Raw genomic sequence first — 17,225 nt, 5'->3', positions numbered from 1 at the left:
CGCCGCGTCAGACGCGACGTGTCCTCAATGCGCATCCAGCGCGGCGCGGATCGGCGCCAGGAAGGCGCTGGCCCGCGCGGTGATGTCGTCGACATCGTCCGCACCCGCCAGCCGCTCCACCAGGGCGCTGCCGATCACCACCGCATCCGCGAAGCCGGCGATGGCCCGGGCCGACTGCGCATCGCGCACGCCGAAACCCACGGCCACCGGCGCCCTCGAGCTTGCCCGGATATCGGCCACGCGCGCGGCGATGTCGCTGGTGCTCAATCGTGCCGCGCCCGTGATGCCGGCGAACGAGACATAGTACAGGAAACCCTGCGCCGACCCGCACAACTGCACCATACGCGCGGGTGCGGTGGTGGGCGCCGCCAGCAGGATCTGCTGCAGCCCGGCATCCCGCAGCGGCTGCAGCACGGCCGACTCCTCCAGCGGGCAATCGACCACCAGCACGCCATCCACGCCGGCCTGCACCGCCTCGGCGGCGAAGTTGCCGTAGCCATGGATCTCGATGGGATTGAGGTAGCCCATCAGGACGACCGGCGTGTCCGCGTCGCGCTGGCGAAACTGCGCCACCCAGCCCAGCACGTCGGCCAGGCCCACGCCTTTCGCGATGGCGCGTTCGCTGGCGTGCTGGATCACCGGACCGTCGGCCATCGGATCGGAAAACGGAACGCCCAGTTCGATCACGTCGGCGCCTGCAGCCACCAGCCCGTGCATCAGCGCGACGGCGTGCTGCGGCGACGGATCGCCCGCCGTGACGAACGGAATCAGGCCCGTGCGCCCGGCCGCCTTGAGCTGGGCGAAGCGGCGATCGATGCGGCTCATACCTGCACTCCTTCGCGCGCGGCGATCGTATGCACGTCCTTGTCGCCGCGACCTGAGAGGTTGCACAGCACCAGGGCGTCCTTCGGATACTCGCGCGCCAGCTTGATCGCCTGCGCCACGGCATGGCTCGACTCCAGCGCGGCGAGAATGCCCTCGGTGCGCGCCAGCAGGTGGAACGCCTCCAGCGCCTCGTCGTCGGTGACGCCAACGTATTCCGCGCGGCCGGCATCCTTCAGGAACGCATGCTCGGGGCCGACGCCGGGGTAGTCGAGCCCCGCCGATACCGAATGCGTCTCGGTGATCTGGCCGTTGTCGTCGCACAGCACGTAGGTGCGGTTGCCATGCAGTACGCCGGGCCGGCCGGCCGCCAGCGACGCGGCGTGGTGTCCCGTCGCGATGCCCTCGCCCGCCGCTTCGGCGCCGACGATGCGCACGCCTTCGTCGTTGAGGAACGCATGGAACAGGCCGATCGCGTTGGAACCGCCGCCGACGCACGCGGTGATCACATCCGGCAGGCGGCCGAACTGTTCGCGCACCTGCAGCCGCGCCTCGCGCCCGACGATGGAGTTGAAGTCGCGCACCATCAACGGATACGGGTGCGGCCCGGCCACGGTGCCGATGATGTAGAAGGTGTCGGCCACGTTGGTGACCCAGTCGCGCATCGCCTCGTTGAGCGCGTCCTTCAGCGTCTTCGAACCGGATGTCACCGGCACCACCTCGGCGCCAAGCAGCTTCATGCGGTAGACGTTGATCTTCTGCCGCTCGATGTCGACGGCGCCCATGTAGACCACGCACTTGAGCCCGAAGCGCGCCGCCACCGTGGCACTCGCCACGCCATGCTGGCCGGCGCCGGTCTCGGCGATGATGCGCGGCTTGCCCATGCGCCGGGCCACCAGCGCCTGGCCCACGGTGTTGTTGATCTTGTGCGCGCCGGTGTGGTTCAGGTCCTCGCGCTTGAGCAGGATGCGCGCGCCGCCCACGTGCTGGGACAGGCGCTCGGCGTGGTACACCGGACTGGGACGGCCGACGTAGTACTTCAGGTCGCGATCCAGCTCGGCCAGGAAGTCCGGATCCCGGCGCAGGCGCAGATAGGCCTCGGTCAGCTCGGCCAGCGGCGCCATCAGGGTCTCGGCCACGTAGCTGCCGCCGTAGTCGCCAAAGCGCCCGTGTTCGTCGGGGTAGGCGCTGAAATCGGTGATCTTGCTCATCGAGCCACTCGTCAGCCAGCGGCGGAAGGCCTCCGCCATGCGCCCGCCAAGCTACTCCAACGAGGCCCGCTCCAAAAGCGATATGATGACCATGACACGTCAGGAAAACTCACCTATCCATGCCGCGCACCCTACCCTCGCTGAACGCCCTGCATGCCTTCGAGGCGGCCGCCCGACTGGGAAGTGTCAGCCAGGCAGCGCGCGAACTGCATGTCACCCATGGTGCCGTGAGTCGACACATTCGCGCACTTGAGGACGAGCTTGGCCTGGCCCTGTTCCAGCGCCAGGGACGGGGGCTGGCACTGACGCCCGCGGGGCAGCGCCTGCGCGACACCAGCACGGCCGCGTTCGCCCAGCTGCGCGAGGCCTGCGACGAGCTGCGCCAGGACGGATCCCGGGCTCCCTTCGTGCTCGGCTGCCCGGTGAGCCTGCTGGCGCGCTGGATGATCCCGCGACTGGAGCGGCTCATCGCCGACCTGCCCGGGCTGGCCCTGCACCTGCGCCCGCAGGAGGCGCCGGTCGACGATGCCCTGGCGGGGCTGGATGCGGCAGTGCTGGCCGGCGAGCCACCGTGGCCGGCGGCCTGGCAGGCCTACCCGCTGGCGCGCGAACGCGTCGGACCGGTGGTCAGCCCGTCGTTTGCACAGGCGCATGGGCTGGCCGCCCGCGGACCCGAGGTGCTGCTGCAGCTGCCGCTGCTGCACACGCTGTCCCGTCCCGGGGCGTGGTCGAGCTGGGCCAAAAGCACCGGACTGGCGGAACCCGCGACGCACCCGGCGCACGGTTACCCGCACCTCTATCACCTGCTTGAAGCCGCGGTGGCCGGCCGCGGCGTCGCCATCGCTCCTGCCCATCTGGTGGCCGATGACCTGGCGTCGGGTCGCCTCATCGCGCCCTGGGGCTTCCAGGACACCGCCGCACAATGGGTGCTGGCCACGCCGGCACGCCTGCCGGCGGAGCGGTCGGCCACCCTGGCCGCGTGGCTGAAGCGCGAATTCGAAGCCCCGGCGCAGGCTCAGAGGTAACGCCGGATCCGCTCCAGCAACTTCGCCGACTGCGCTGCGTCGAGCTCGCCCAGCCAGCCGCGGCGCGCTGGCGGAATATGCGCGGCGGGGTCTTCGTCGGCAAACACGTAGTGGTCGAGCAGCTCGCGCCACGCGGCGCGCTCGGCCGGCGGCAGCGACTTGAACAGCAGGATGCAGTGGAGCAGTCCACCCAGGCGCGTGTTCGGCACCATGCCGGCGCCATGGCTGGGCTTCCACCAGTAATTCACCAGCGCATTGAGCGGCCCCAGCGAAGCCACGTGGTGCCACCACATCGGCGGGATATAGATGGCATCGCCCGGTTCGAGGTCCGCCACCAGCGCATGCTCCATGGCGAGCTTCAGGCGCGGGAAACGCGGGTCATCGAGCCGGTCGAGCCGCGCCATGCTGATGGCCGCTCCGGTGGGCGCGAAATCCAGCGGACCGATGTAGAGGTTGCGCACCTGCTCCGGCGGAAACAAGGTGAAGCGCCGCGCCCCGCACACCACGCAGGCGACGTTGTGGTACTCGTCGAAGTGCGCAGGCGTGGTGACCCGGTTGCCCAGCCACACGCGCGGCTTGATCGACGCATCGAGCAAGGGCATCGCGTGGTCGGCGGGAAATCCCGGCAGGCACGCCTCCACGGCTGCACTCTGCAAGGCCACGCCCGGCGCATCAGCCTGTCCTGCGGTCTGCAGCAAGCGTTGCAGGCCCTGGCTGACGGTCACGCGGTGGCGGCTGAAGTTGAACGCCTCGACGTCGCCGCGATAGCCGATCACGCCTTCTTCTTCGGGTGGCATCAGCAGGGCGTCGACCGGCGTGCCATTGTCGAGCGCCGCCAGGCGTGCGGCGAAGGCACGATCCGATTCCGCCGCCGCCTGCACCACCGGCCACTGCCTGACCAGGCCCCGGATCACCAGCGGGCGTTCGTGGCGAATGATGTCGTCCAGCGCGCCGGCCTGGCCGTCGTAACTGAACTCTTCCATGGAAGCTGGCATGTCTGACCCGGGCACAGGGAGCGATCGTCAGGCCATGCTAGCGTGCCGGCCCCGAGGCCGTCATCGTCAGCTCATCGACGCGCGTCGGCGGCGCGCACGGCGTGCACGAAGGCTGCCATCTTCTGCGCATCCTTGATCCCGGCGGCCGACTCGATGCCGCTGGCAACGTCCACCGCCCACGGGCGCGCGATGCGGATCGCCTCGCCGACATTCGATGCCGTGAGGCCACCCGCCAGGATCAACGGCTGCGACAGCTTCGCCGGCATCAGCGACCAGTCGAAGGCCCTGCCCGTGCCACCGGCCTCACCGAGGCCATGGCCGTCCAGCAGCAGGCCGGCCGCACCGGGAAACGCACGCAGGCGAGGCAGCGCGGCCGCGCCCTCGCCCATCGCGATAGCCTTCAGGTAGGGTCGGCCGAACTGCGCGCACCAGTCGTCCTGCTCGTCGCCATGGAACTGCAGCAGGTCCGGCTTCACGGCGTCGATGACGTCCTGCACGAATGCCGCCTCGTCATCCATGAACAACGCCACCGTGGTGACGAACGGCGGCAAGGCGCGGGCGATGGCACTCGCCGTTTCGGGCGACAGGCGACGCCGGCTGCGCGCGGTAAAGACCATGCCGATGGCATCCACGCCGAGCTCCGCCGCCAGCAGCGCGTCCTCGACCCGGGTCATGCCGCAGCATTTGATGCGGGTCACTGGCTCACCTCTGCGGGGAGTCCCCACCGCGACTCGTAGCGCGGGCCGAGGAAGGTCAGCCCCGAGGCGAGCGCGGTCGGACCGGCGACTTCGCGATTGCGCCCCGCCAGCAGTTCGCCGATCCACGACACCGGCTGTTCGCCGCGCCCCACCGGCAGCAGCGAGCCGACGATATTGCGCACCATGTGATGCAGGAAGGCATTGGCCTCGATCTCGATGACGACCTGCTCGTCCTCGCGGCGCACGCTCACCGCCAGCACTTCGCGTCGCGCATGCGCGGCCTGGCAGGACACGGCGCGGAATGCGCTGAAGTCATGCTCGCCGATCAATACCTGCGCCGCCTCGTGCATGCGTGCGGCATCCAGCGGCAGGCGCTCCCAGGTGACGTAGCGGGCATCCAGCGCGGCGCGCACCTGGCGATTGAGGATGCGGTAGCGATAGCGCCGGCTGCGCGCGGAAAAACGCGCATGGAAGCGCTCGTCCACCGGCTGCGCCCACAGCACCGCCACGCTGGGCGGCAGGTTGGAACAGGTGCCGAGGACCCAGCTGCGCATGTCGCGCTGCACCTCGGTGTCGAAATGGACGACCTGGCAACGGCCGTGCACGCCGGCATCGGTGCGCCCCGCGCAGGTCACGTCCACCGGCTGCGCGGCAACGAACGACAGCGCCTGCTCCAGCGCGCCCTGCACGGTGTCACCGTGGCTCAGCCGCTGCCAGCCGAAGAAGTCGGTGCCGTCGTATTCGATACCCAGGGCGATGCGCATGAAGAAAGCGGACACAAAAAATGGAGGCGCACAGCGTAGCAGGCCCCAAACGAACCCGGGCCGGCAAGGCCGGCCCGGGTGGGAACTGCGTCGATCGGACGAAGAGCGTCAGCGGATGCTGTCGAGCAGGCGCTTGGCCACGTCCTTCTGCATCTGCGTGCCTTCGTGCATCACTTCCTCGAGCATCGCATGGGCACCGTCCGGATCGCCCATGTCGAGGTAGGCACGCGCCAGGTCGAGCTTGGTGTCGACCGGGTCGTCGCTGAATTCGCCGTCGTGAGCCACGCTACCCGCGGCCAGGTCATCCGCCGGCTCGGCGAACTGCCAGGTCGAGGCATGGGTCTTGACCTCTTCCTCGACGTCCTGCTCCAGCGTGGCGGCCGAGGCATGCGCCGGCGCGGCGTCATGCGCCTGGGCCGGGCGCGGCGTCAGGTCGAAGTCGAAGTGGTACTCACTGACCTTGTGATGGGTGTTGGCGGGCTGCGACGGAATCGGCGGCAGTTCGTGGTCGTCGCGATCTTCGGCATAGCGGCCCAGATCGAAATCACCGAGCGCCTCGCGCTCGTCCTCGTCGCGCGGCGGCAGCGGCGCGCCGTGGGCGAACAGCGGATGCTCCGGCACCAGGTCCTCGCCCATGTGCACCACGTCCTGCCATTCCGGCTGCTGCGGGTCGCCGATATGGGCGTGCATGGCCTCGGCCGCGGCCTCGAAATGGTCGACGTCGCGGCGGCTGTAGTAGAGGCTCACCAGCTCCAGGTGCAGGTTGATGTCATCCGGATGCTCGGCCAGCTGGTCGAGCAGTTCGTCCTGGTCCGGATCTTCGCTGCCCACATTCGCCAGCGCCGCCGGACCGAAGCGGTCGGCCAGTGACGGGGACCCGGCCACGGCGGCCGGCTTGCGGCCACGGCCACGCAGGGCGAGCAGCAGCAACAGCACGGCGGCACCGGCACCGGCACCCCACGCCCAGGTCTGCATGTACCAGGGCTCTTCTTCCGCCACCGGCGCCGGCTTGGCGGCCGGCGTGACCGCAGGCTTCGCGACCGGGGGCTTGGCAACGGCGGCGGCCGTGCTGGCGTGCGCCGGGGCGCTGGCACTGGCGGCGGCGGCAACGGTGGGCGCCGAGACGGCCGGGGCCGGCGCGGCTGCCGAGCTGGCGGCCTTGGCCATGCTCTCGGTGGCCGTGGCGGGGGTCGATGCGGTATGGGTCGGTGCACTCACGGCAGGGGCGGGCTTGGCCCCCGCCTCGGCCGGGGCGGCGGCAGCCTTGCGGGCCTCGGCCAGCTTGTGCTGCAGCTCGGCAATCTCGCTGTCCTTGAGCGAAAGCAGGCGCTCGTTCTTGCCGTTGATGTCTTCCAGGTCCTTCAGGCGCGTCTTGAGCTCGTTGCCCTGCTGCTGCAGGGTGGTGAGCGCCTCCTGGCTGCGCAGCAGGTCGTCGTGCAGCGCGGCCATGCCCTTTTCGGCCTTCTCGGCCTTGCCACCACGACCGGCGGCGCTGTCGGCGCCCTCCTTGGCCGGGACGAGCGCCAGGTGGTCGCCGGCGGGAGCCGACGCCGTGGGTGCCGACGAGGCGTTCGCGCGCGTGGCCGCATCGGCCACGGTGGTCGGCGTGCGGGCGGCGCCCGAGCGCCAGTCGCCGTTCTGGCGGCGGACTTCGGCCACCGCCGCCGCGACGGCCATCGCCTGCGCATCATCGCGCGACGGCACGCGCAGCACGGCACCCGTCTTGAGGGCGTTGATGTTGTCGCGGTAGAAGGCGTCCGGGTTGGCCTGCTTCAGCGCCAGCAGCATCTGGTTGACGTCGACGCCGTCCGGCGCCGTCTGGTGTGCGATGGCCGAGAGCGTCTGCCCGCGCTCGACCGGGCCAAAGCTGCCGCCGGCCGCTACGCGCGGCGCAGGCGCCGGGGCCGGCTTGGCCGGCTTCGCTTCCGCGGCGGGGGCCGGAGCCGGCGCCGGGGCGGCGGCCGTGCTCTGGCTGCTGGCCGGCGCGGCGGCAGCGGCAGCCGCACGGCGGGACGGCTTGGCGGCCGCCTGCACCGGGGCGCTGGTGGCCGGGACGCTGGCGGCGCTGTTGGGCGGGTCGAGCAGGATGGTGAATTCGCGCAGGCTCTTGCCGGTACTGTTGTTCACCTCGACCAGCAGGTCGAGGTAGGGGTCGTTCACCGGCGCGCTGCTGGTGATGCGGATGACCTTCTTGCCATTGCCACCGTCGACCACGGCGAACTGCAGCGGAATCGTCGGGCCGGCGGCGACACCCGCCTGGGCGGCGTCTGCGGCCGAAGCGAGGCGCGCGGAGAGATCCTGCAGCTCGGCCGGGCTGGCCGGATTGAGCGGTATTTCCGCCAGCAGGGGCTGGCCCAGCGCTGACTTGACCTGAATCTGCCCCAGCTCCAGTGCCGCTGCCTGGCTGCTGCCCAAGGCGAGCGCCAACAGCACCGACAGTTTCAACGAACGATTCATCGTGTATTCCCCCGAACGACCCCGTGACGTTTCTTGTTGGCTTGCCGCAAGGCGGCAGCACCCGGAACGAGGGGTCACTTTAGTTAGGTAACGGCCAATCAACAATAGCGCCGGCCGATGCTTACGCCATCTTGCTGTGGTTTGTTCTTGCCTGCAAAGGCGCCGTGGACCTGCCCGTCGCTACGGGTGCCCGCCACCCTGCGGAGCCGCCTTGAGCGCCTTGAGCTGCTGCTCGAGCTCGGCAATCGCCTGGTCCTGCTGCCTGAGCTTCTCGTCGGCCTGGTGCGTGCGCGCCTCTTCCCGCGCCACGTCACCCTGCAGCTGCCTGACCTGGACCTGCTGCTTGGCGATGGCGTGCTCCATCTGCGCCTGCGCGCGGGCCTGGTCCCCCGTGACCTGCACCTCGGCCGCCCGAGCCGGCGCCACTCCTGCCAACACGCACAACGCCAACCCGGACAGCACGATTTTCATTACAGGTAATCCTTGATAAGCAATTCGGCGATCTGCACGGCGTTGAGTGCCGCGCCCTTGCGGATGTTGTCGGCCACGATCCACAGATCGAGGCCACGTTCATGGGAAATATCCTCGCGGATGCGACCGACGAAGACCGGGTCCTTGCCCGCGGCGTCGCCGACCGGCGTGGGGTAGCCGCCGGCCTTGCGTTCGTCCATCACCACCACGCCCTCGGCCTGCTCCAGCAACGCACGGGCTTCGTCCGCACCGATCTTCTCGCGCGTTTCCACGTGCACGGCCTCGGCGTGGCCGTAGAACACCGGCACGCGCACGGCGGTCGGGTTCACCTGGATGGTGGCGTCCTCGAGGATCTTGCGCGTCTCCCACACCATCTTCATCTCTTCCTTGGTGTAGCCGTTGGGCTGGAAGTCGTCGATGTGCGGAATGACGTTAAAGGCGATCTGCTTGGAGAATTTCTTCGGCTCGACGTCCTGGAAGCTCAGCATCGCGGCGGTCTGCTGGCCCAGCTCTTCCATGCCGCTGCGCCCCGCGCCGGACACGGACTGGTAGGTCGCCACGTTGATGCGCTCGATGCCCGCCGCGCGATGGATCGGCGCCAGCGCCACCAGCATCTGCATGGTCGAACAGTTGGGGTTGGCGATGATGCCGCGCGTCGTGTAGTCGGCGATCGCGTGAGGGTTCACTTCGCTCACCACCAGCGGGATGTCGTCCTGGTAACGGAACTCGGAGGTGTTGTCGATCACCACCGCACCCGCCGCCGCCGCGCGCGGCGCGTGCTCGCGGCTCACCGAGCCGCCGGCGGAGAAGAACGCAATGTCGACGCCGTCGAAGTCGTAGTCGGCAAGATTGCGCACGGTGAGCTGTTTGCCACCGAACTCGAGTTTGTCGCCCGCCGAGCGCTCGCTCGCCAGGGGCACCAGTTCGCTGACCGGAAAGTCCCGCTCGGCCAGGATGGCCAGCAGGGTCTCACCCACGGCGCCCGTCGCGCCGACCATTGCCACCTTGTAGCTGCTCTTCTTGCTCATGTCCCGGTATCAGGTAGGAGGATTCGGAAAACCGCCCCGGCGGTGCCGATCTCCGCATCAGCGGAAATCTAGCCGGGGTGGCGCGCAAAACAACCTGCGACACGCGCGGGCGTGAAAGTCATCACGCTTTGCGTGCGGCCCAGGCGTCCATCACGGCTGGATTGAGCGGCGTGGGCGGCTTGCCGGCCGCCTCGCCAAACCCCAGCGCTGCAATCACATTGTCCGCGGCGATGTTGGCCATGTCGCGGCGCGTATCTTCGCTGGCGCTGGCGATATGCGGGCTCAGCACCACATTGTCCAACGCCAGCAGGCCCGGATGCACGGCCGGCTCGCCCTCGAACACGTCGAGGCCGGCCGCGGCCAGCCTGCCCTCACGCAGCGCCGCCGCCAGGGCCGCGTCGTCGACGATGCCGCCCCGTGCGATGTTCACCAGCACGGCCGAGGGCTTCATCTGCGCCAGCTCGGGCGCGCCGATGGCATGCCGGTTGGCCGCGGTGTAGGGCAGCACCAGCACCAGGTGGTCGGCCAGGCGCAGCAACTCGGGCTTGGACACCAGCGTGGCGCCGCACGCGCGCTCCAGCGGCTCGGCCAGGCGGGAGCGGTTGTGATAGACCACCTTCATGTCGAAGCCGGCCGCGCGGCGCGCGATGGCCTGGCCGATGCGGCCCATGCCGAGAATGCCCAGCGTGCGGCCATGCACGTCCACGCCCAGCCAGTCGTCGAAGCGCATCTGGCTGCCGGCCCACTGCCCCGCCCGCAGCCAGCGCTCGGCGGCCCCCACGCGACGGGCGGCGGCGAGCATCAGCGCCCAGGCATAGTCCGCCACGCTCTCGTTGAGCACTTCGGGCGTATTGCTGGCCAGGACGCCGGCGCGGGTCAGCGCATCGACATCGAGATTGTTGAAGCCCACGCCCAGGTTGGCCACGACCCTGAGCCGCTGGTTGCCCGCCAGCGTCGCCGCGTCCACCTTGTCGGTCAGTCCCACGATGGCGGCATCGACGCCGGCCAGGCGTTCCTTCAGTTCCGAGGGGCTGCGCGGACGCTCCACCGCCTCCGCCTGCACGTCGAAGTACTCGGTCAGTCGCGCCAGCACATCGGGAAACAGGGGACGGGCAACCCAGACTTTCGGTTTAGCGGTCATCGTTACGAACATCGCCTCTGTGCGGGCAAAACTGTCGCGGCAGCCTCGCCTGGATACTAGGGAATGCGTGGACTCACGTCGCCCACGTCGCCGCACTGGGCGCGGTGGCGCAACGCGTGGTCCATCAGCACCAGCGCCACCATCGCCTCGGCGATGGGCGTGGCACGGATGCCCACGCAGGGGTCGTGGCGCCCCTTGGTCACCACCTCGACCGGCTCGCCGGCGAGGTTCACGCTGCGTCCCGGGATGAGGATGCTCGAGGTGGGCTTGAACGCCATGGACGCCACCACGGCCTGGCCCGTGCTGATGCCGCCAAGGATGCCGCCGGCATGATTGGACGTAAAGCCGTCCATCGTCATTTCATCGCGGTGCTGGCTGCCATGCTGCGCGACCACGCCGAAACCGTCGCCGACCTCCACGCCCTTCACGGCATTGATCGACATCAGCGCCGCGGCCAGGTCACCGTCCAGCTTGCCGTAGATCGGCTCGCCCCAGCCCGGCGGCACGCCTTCGGCGACCACGTTCACGCGCGCACCCACCGAGTCCCCGGATTTGCGCAGGGCATCCATGTACGACTCCAGCACCGGGATTTCATGCGCGTCGGGCCAGAAGAACGGGTTCTGCTCGACCACGCCCCAGTCGAAGCTGCCGGGCGTGATCTCGCCGACCTGCGCCAGGTAGCCGCGCACGCGCACGCCATGGCGCTCGGACAGCCACTTCTTGGCGATCACGCCCGCCGCCACGCGCATGGTGGTCTCGCGCGCCGACGAACGGCCGCCGCCGCGTGGATCGCGGATGCCGTATTTCTGCCAGTAAGTGTAGTCGGCGTGGCCGGGACGAAAGGTCTGCTCGATGTTGCCGTAATCCTTGCTGCGCTGGTCCGTATTGCGGATCAGCAGCGCGATCGGCGTGCCGGTGGTGCGGCCCTCGTACACGCCGGAAAGGATCTCCAGCTCGTCCGCCTCGCGGCGCTGCGAGGTATGCCGGCTCCTGCCGGTTGCACGGCGATCGAGGTCGGCACGGAACTCTTCCGCCGCGAGCGGCAGCCCCGGTGGGCAGCCGTCGATCACGCAACCAATGGCGGGACCATGGCTTTCGCCAAAGGTGGTGACGGTGAAGAGTTTGCCGAAGGAGTTGCTGGACACGAGGCTCGGGTCGTCTGCAAGGAAACTCTCACAGCTTAGCGCGATGCGGCCTCGCCTGCGTTTTCCGCCGGGGGCGCGGACCATTCATGCGCCAACAGGGCGAACACCAGGTCATCGACCCACTCGCCCCGGAGCATCAGGCTCTGGCGGAAGTGGGCCTCCTGGCGCAGGCCCAGCGCCCGCATCAGGTTCACGCTGGGCAGGTTGCGCGGGTCGACCGAGGCATGCACGCGATGGACGCCCATGGTGCGGAACAAGGCCTCCAGCACGGCAGCCAAAGCCTCGCGGGCATAGCCCCTGCCCTGATGCGCCGGCGCCAGCGTGATGCCGACCTCGGCCTGATGGTCCGCGGACAGGCAGAGCCCCAGGTCGCCGATCAGCCGGTCGTCCTCGCGCAAACGGATCGCCCGCTGGAACCAGCTCCCCGCCACGGGTGAGGCCATGCCCACCTGGTCGTGGATGAAGCGCTGCACGTGCGCCACGCACTGGGGCTGCCAGCCCTGGTAGCGCGCGACCTCGGGGTCGCCGCGATAGCCCAGCAGCGCTCCGGCGTCCTGCTCGTGCAAGGCGTCGAGCCGTAGCCGGGGCGTCTGCAGCTCCACCGGGCGGATCAGCGGCCCCGGCGCGCCGCGGCAGCGGCGCGGATCGCGTCGGCATGCTCGATGAGGTCGCGGCGCTCCAGCGCAAACACGCCCATCGCACCCACCTTGAACTCGATCCACACGAACGGCACTTCCGGCAGCAGCGCGGCCAGGGCATGCTCGCTTTCGCCCACTTCGACGATCAGCAGGCCGTCCTCGGTGAGGTACTCGGTCGCCTCGTCGAGCATGCGCACGCAGATGTCCAGGCCATCCTCGCCCGAGGTCAGGCCCAGCTTGGGCTCGTGGCTGTACTCGCCCGGCAGCGCGGCGTACTCGTCCTCGGTGACGTAGGGCGGGTTGGAAACGATGAGGTCGTAGCGACGACCCTTCAGGCCGCTGAACAGGTCGGACTTGATCGCTTCCACGCGACCTTCCACGTGCTGGAAGGCGATGTTCTCGCGCGCCAGCGACAGCGCGTCATCGCTGATGTCGACGATGTCCACCTGCCAGTCGGGGTTGTACTCGGCCATGGCAATGCCGATGCAGCCCGAACCGGTGCAAAGGTCCAGCGCACGCTCGACTTGGCGATGGTCCAGCCACGGCGTAAAGCCCGCTTCGATCAACTCGGCGATCGGCGAACGCGGCACCAGCGCGCGGCGGTCACTCTTGAACTTCAGCCCCGCGAACCAGGTTTCGCCGACCAGGTAGGCCACCGGCAGGCGCTCGGTGACGCGACGCTCGATCAGGGCCAGCACGCGCTCGCGCTCTTCGGTGGTCAGCCGGCCCGCGCCATAGGCCGGCGGAATGTCCGGCGGCAGGTGCAGGCTGGCCAGCACGAGGTGGGTCGCCTCGTCGATCGGGTTGTCATGGCTGTGCCCGAAGGTGAGTCCGGCCGCCGAGAAGCGGCTGGCGCCGTAACGGATGAAGTCGATGATGGAGGCGAGTTCGTGGGTCACGGCGGTTTACTGGCGTCGAGGGGTCGCAAAGTATAGCCGGTGTGGGGGCGGGGGCCGTCTGAGGCGTCCCTGGTGGACTCTTTGCCCCTCCCGCTCCCCGCCGCGGAGAGAGGGTGCGGGCTCGCGATCGCGCTGATGCCCGTAGTCAAAGAAAAGCAACCCAAAGAAAATGGCCTGAAAGGCTGGCAGCGGTACGTTGGCTACAACCTTTGGGGTCATGGGCAAGCCACGTGGGCGTTACGTGCTACTTCACGCACAGCGGCTACACCGAGGGGCGTCGCGGCAGAGAGGACTTAAGGCACGCTCCACGGAAGTAACCCTTCTCCCTTCGGGAGAAGGTGCCGGCAGGCGGATGAGGGTTCGGGCGAAGCGCAAGACAGAAAGGCCGAGCAAGCCCCGCACCCTCACCCCAACCCCTCTCCCGAGGGGAGAGGGGCTAAGTGCGGCGGCGCCACGCATTGCCTTAAGCCCTCAGTACATCGCCGCGTCGCGGAGTAGCCGCAGTCCCTGAGGTGACACCAAACGCCAAGTGGCTTGCCCCTGCCCCCAATGCTTGTAGCCAACGTACCGCTGCCAGCTCTGCAGGCTATTTTCTTTGGGCTACTTTTCTTTGACTCCGGGCATCCTGCCCTCCGCCCTTCGGGCCGGCTTTGCCGTTCGCACGCGGTCCTGCGCGTGCGTGGGCCAGCAAAAGAAAAGTGACTCGAGCGTCCCACGGGGACTAGCTTCGCGTCGCCGGCAGGCGATCGAAACGCCCGCTGCGTAAGCGGCACCCTGGCGATAGCACCCGGCTGTCGCCCTATTTAAGAGAGTAGGAACAAAAGCCCCCCCCACAAACGCCCCCATGCGTAATCGCCCCCGCTTCGTTCATACTTGGCGGATGACTTTCAACGTACTCCTCCAATACATGCTGCCCCACCGCGCCCTGTCGCGAGTGGTCTACTGGGCCACGCGCTGGACCTTCAAGCCGTGGAAGGATTTCCTGATCGGCACGGTCGTGCGCAACTACCAGGTCAACATGGCCGAGGCGGCGCAGCCTGACCCGCTGGCCTATCAGCACTTCAATGCCTTCTTCACCCGCAAGCTGCGGGCCGATGCGCGGCGCGCCGATGCCGACCCGGGCATCCTGTTGTCGCCCGCCGACGGCAAGATCAGCCAGATGGGCAAGATCGTCGATGGCCGCATCTTCCAGGCCAAGGGCCAGGACTACACGGCGGCCGAACTGCTGGGCGATGAAGCCAGCGCGGCGCCCTACCGCAACGGCCGCTTCGCCACGATCTACCTCTCGCCGCGCGACTACCACCGCGTGCACATGCCGTTGAGCGGCACGCTGAGGGAAACCGTGCACGTGCCGGGACGCATCTTCAGCGTGGCGCCGTTCGCGGTGGAGGCGATTCCACGCGTGTTCGCGCGCAACGAACGCCTGGTCTGCCATTTCGACGGCGAGCACGGTCCGTTCGTGGTGGTGATGGTGGGCGCGGTGCTGGTGTCGAGCGTGGCCACCGTGTGGGACGGCCTGGTGATTCCGCCCTATGCGTCCTCGATCGGTCGCAAGTCCTTCACCGGCCAGAACATTACGCTGGAGCGCTTCGCCGAAATGGCGCGCTTCAACATGGGCTCCACGGTGATCCTGCTGTTCCCCGACGGCACGGCCGAGCTCGATGCCCTGCCCTCCCAGCAGTCGGTGCGCGTGGGCGAGCGACTGGGCCTGCTGCCCCGGTCCTGACCCGCCGGCGCGTCAAATTATTGGCGCACCCGGTGACGCATCCGGTCGTTTTGTGACGTTTTTGGCGCATCGAGGCGTCGGGCGTGGCTATGCTGCTGGCACAGTGACGCCGCTGCTGGGCGTCCTTCCCAGGCCAGATCGAGGACACCTCATGCGCATCGTGACCCGGCTCATCGCCATGAATCGCGGACGACAGCTCAACCGGCAGTTCCGCGAGATCGAGCAAGCCATCCAGGCCATGCCCAGGCGCAGCCGCGCCCGGCTGGGCACGATGGCCTTGCGGGAAATCGGCCAGGCCTCGCGCAGCGACTTCCCGCACCTGTACGGCACGCCGCCGGAAGAACGTTACCTGCCGTGGGGGCAAGGCACCGACATCGGTTTCGCGCGCGCCCGTTCGGACAACGCCGAGGTCGCCATGCGCGGCATCGCGCTCTGGCTGGCCGCGGCTTTCCACGAGACCAAGAACACGCCCTTCGCCAATCTTGAACCCCACCACCGCCAGCTCGTGCGTATCCTGCGCGAACTGAAGGTGGAACACCGCGCCGACCCTACGCAGCCCTGGATGCAGGCGCCGGCCGCCGCCTGAAGGCCGGGGTCGTGAAGGAACAACGCCGCCCCAGGGGCGGCGTTTTTCATTCCGGCGACGGCAAGGCAGCCCGCCTCAGCGGCAGCTCGGCAGCTTGAGCGCCTGCCCTGGCTTGAGGTGCTGGTGCTTGATGTCGTTCATCTGCGCCACCTCCTGCACCGAGGAACAGCCCAGTTTGCCGACGATGCCCACCAGCGTGTCGCCACGCTTGACCACGTAGCTTCGCGTCTTGGTCGTATTGGCCGTGCGCGTGGCGGGCGGCGCCGGCGTGGACACCGGTGTCGACGGCACCACCGGCAACACGGCCGTATGCAGGTCATTGGCGAGAATCGGCCAGGGACCATCGGCACAGCGCGCTTCGTAAGGCTTCTCCAGCGACTTGGGCACCATGATGCGCACGCCGGTCGGCTGGGCCAGCTGCGGGTCAAGGCGCGGATTGAGGTTGCGCAAGGTGCGGAACCAGCCATCGCTCATGCCACCGGCCGAACCGAGACAGACGGTCAGCTCGGTAAGCGACGCAGGCCGCTTGAGCACGATGCTACCCGGCGCACCGTCCATGCGCGGGAAGCGCAGGTTGTAGCTCTCCGGATGCAGGAACAACCAGGCGGCGGCTAGCACGGCCGGCACGTAATCACGGGTTTCCTGCGACAACTGGTTGTAGATGCGCGGGTCGTAGAAGCTGACGGCGGTATCGTCGCCCACCAGCCGTCGCATGCGCCCCTCGCCGCCGTTGTACGCGGCCAGGGTCAGCTCGAGGTTGTTGTTGAAGGCCTTGAGCTGCTCGTCCATGTACTCGCCGTTGGCACGCGCCGCGGCGGACGGATCGAAGCGTGAGTCGAAGCCATCCTCGGTGTTCAGGCCGAAGCGCAGGCCCGTGGCATACATGAACTGCAGCGGCCCGGCCGCGCCGGAGCGCGAGATCGCATGTACCTTGCCGCCGGACTCCTTGGCGAGGATGCCGAACAACAGCGCTTCAGGCAGATCCTGCTTCTGGTATTCGGGCCACATCTGGTAGCGCAGGAATTCGTAGTTGACGTAGGCGTCCATCAGGTTCGGACGCCATTGGGTCAGCCACATCTCCAGCGCGGCCTTGACCGGACCGTTCATCGCGATCAGCTGCGAAAGCTGCTGGCCACGCAGCAGGGTCACGCTGCGCTGCGCCTCGGGCAGGCTGGCCGCACCGGTCTTGCCGCTGGCACTGCCCTCGGGCGCTTCATCGCCCGCGCCGTCGATATCGTCGCCCAGGGAGAAGTTGCCGTCCTTCAGCCGCAACAGGCGGTCGAAGGCGGAGAAGAAGCGCTGGGGATCGCAGCCCGGCGTATTGCCGCATTGCGCCGAGGCATTCTTCAGCTGGTCAAGCGACGCATCCAGCGTCTTCTGCGAGGCCTGCGCATTGCCCGCGCGCGCCTGCGCCAGCGCGGTCTCGTAGCCCTTGCTGGCCTGGTCGAGTTGCGCATACAGCTGGTTGGCCTGGGGCGTGGGGCCCTTGCCCGTGGTGGCGCAGGCGCCGAGCAGCACGATGGCGCCGGCCAGGGGGGCCATGCGCAGGGAACGGGGGAAGGCACGGAAAAACATGGACGACTTCACTGTCAGATCGAAGGGCCGACATTACTGCGCAC

General features: G+C 68.7%; 16 protein-coding genes. 3 read left to right on the top strand and 13 right to left on the bottom strand.

The window, feature by feature from the left end; genetic code table 11:
* Positions 1-24: 24 nt before the first annotated feature.
* Together trpA and trpB are read right to left on the bottom strand one after the other, a co-directional pair.
* The gene (trpA, locus tag ACXU4B_RS01545; protein WP_131407109.1) at positions 25-825 is read right to left on the bottom strand and encodes a tryptophan synthase subunit alpha; all 801 of its coding nucleotides are present in this window, start codon (positions 823-825) and stop codon (positions 25-27) included.
* On the bottom strand, positions 822-2,033 hold the full coding sequence (gene trpB, locus ACXU4B_RS01540) for a tryptophan synthase subunit beta (RefSeq protein ID WP_131407107.1): 1,212 nt from the start codon (positions 2,031-2,033) through the stop codon (positions 822-824). The genes trpA and trpB overlap by 4 nt, the downstream gene beginning before the upstream one ends.
* Before the next feature lie 119 nt (positions 2,034-2,152).
* On the opposite strand from trpB, the gene ACXU4B_RS01535 reads away from it, so the two are divergent.
* Positions 2,153-3,058: a LysR family transcriptional regulator gene (locus ACXU4B_RS01535; RefSeq protein WP_131407105.1), complete on the top strand. Its 906-nt coding sequence runs from the start codon at positions 2,153-2,155 to the stop codon at positions 3,056-3,058.
* Here ACXU4B_RS01535 and ACXU4B_RS01530 read toward each other — a convergent pair.
* The 10 genes from ACXU4B_RS01530 to prmB form a co-directional block, all read right to left on the bottom strand.
* A complete protein-coding gene (locus ACXU4B_RS01530; protein WP_131407103.1) occupies positions 3,049-4,053 on the bottom strand; it encodes a cupin-like domain-containing protein in 1,005 nt (334 codons plus the stop codon). The two genes, ACXU4B_RS01535 and ACXU4B_RS01530, sit on opposite strands and share 10 nt — an antisense overlap.
* A 71-nt stretch (positions 4,054-4,124) precedes the next feature.
* Positions 4,125-4,751 carry a phosphoribosylanthranilate isomerase gene (locus tag ACXU4B_RS01525; protein ID WP_131407101.1) on the bottom strand — a complete coding sequence of 209 codons (627 nt, stop codon included), beginning with the start codon at positions 4,749-4,751 and terminating at the stop codon, positions 4,125-4,127.
* Complete coding sequence (gene truA, locus ACXU4B_RS01520) at positions 4,748-5,515, bottom strand: tRNA pseudouridine(38-40) synthase TruA (protein WP_131407099.1); 768 nt, start codon at positions 5,513-5,515, stop codon at positions 4,748-4,750. Before truA ends, ACXU4B_RS01525 begins: the two co-directional genes overlap by 4 nt.
* A gap of 108 nt (positions 5,516-5,623) precedes the next feature.
* Positions 5,624-7,972 (bottom strand): FimV/HubP family polar landmark protein, encoded by a 2,349-nt coding sequence (locus ACXU4B_RS01515; protein ID WP_131407097.1) that lies wholly within the window; start codon positions 7,970-7,972, stop codon positions 5,624-5,626.
* A 180-nt stretch (positions 7,973-8,152) separates the two neighbouring features.
* Complete coding sequence (locus ACXU4B_RS01510; protein WP_131407095.1) at positions 8,153-8,443, bottom strand: hypothetical protein; 291 nt, start codon at positions 8,441-8,443, stop codon at positions 8,153-8,155.
* Positions 8,443-9,471 carry an aspartate-semialdehyde dehydrogenase gene (locus tag ACXU4B_RS01505; protein WP_131407093.1) on the bottom strand — a complete coding sequence of 343 codons (1,029 nt, stop codon included), beginning with the start codon at positions 9,469-9,471 and terminating at the stop codon, positions 8,443-8,445. The genes ACXU4B_RS01510 and ACXU4B_RS01505 overlap by 1 nt, the downstream gene beginning before the upstream one ends.
* Positions 9,472-9,592: 121 nt before the next feature.
* Positions 9,593-10,612 carry a 2-hydroxyacid dehydrogenase gene (locus ACXU4B_RS01500; protein ID WP_131407091.1) on the bottom strand — a complete coding sequence of 340 codons (1,020 nt, stop codon included), beginning with the start codon at positions 10,610-10,612 and terminating at the stop codon, positions 9,593-9,595.
* Positions 10,613-10,668: 56 nt separating this feature from the next.
* On the bottom strand, positions 10,669-11,757 hold the full coding sequence (gene aroC / locus ACXU4B_RS01495; protein ID WP_131407089.1) for a chorismate synthase: 1,089 nt from the start codon (positions 11,755-11,757) through the stop codon (positions 10,669-10,671).
* 35 nt (positions 11,758-11,792) lie between these two features.
* Complete coding sequence (locus tag ACXU4B_RS01490) at positions 11,793-12,359, bottom strand: GNAT family N-acetyltransferase (protein ID WP_131407086.1); 567 nt, start codon at positions 12,357-12,359, stop codon at positions 11,793-11,795.
* Positions 12,360-12,367: 8 nt separating this feature from the next.
* Entirely contained in the window at positions 12,368-13,294 is a 927-nt protein-coding gene (prmB, locus tag ACXU4B_RS01485; protein ID WP_131407084.1) for a 50S ribosomal protein L3 N(5)-glutamine methyltransferase, read from the bottom strand.
* Positions 13,295-14,174: 880 nt separating this feature from the next.
* Between prmB and asd the strand changes: the two genes are divergently transcribed.
* On the top strand, positions 14,175-15,020 hold the full coding sequence (gene asd, locus ACXU4B_RS01480; protein ID WP_131407082.1) for an archaetidylserine decarboxylase: 846 nt from the start codon (positions 14,175-14,177) through the stop codon (positions 15,018-15,020).
* Between the two features lie 151 nt (positions 15,021-15,171).
* A complete protein-coding gene (locus ACXU4B_RS01475) occupies positions 15,172-15,606 on the top strand; it encodes a hypothetical protein (RefSeq protein ID WP_131407079.1) in 435 nt (144 codons plus the stop codon).
* A 75-nt stretch (positions 15,607-15,681) separates the two neighbouring features.
* On the opposite strand, the gene ACXU4B_RS01470 is transcribed toward ACXU4B_RS01475, so the two are convergent.
* Positions 15,682-17,181, bottom strand: coding sequence for a transglycosylase SLT domain-containing protein (locus ACXU4B_RS01470; protein ID WP_131407077.1), 1,500 nt, complete (start codon positions 17,179-17,181; stop codon positions 15,682-15,684).
* Positions 17,182-17,225: the final 44 nt, after the last annotated feature.

The organism is Dyella soli (assembly GCF_054482295.1).
The sequence above is the reverse complement of the archived record's forward strand: the minus strand, read 5'-3'. Positions and strand labels throughout refer to the sequence as shown.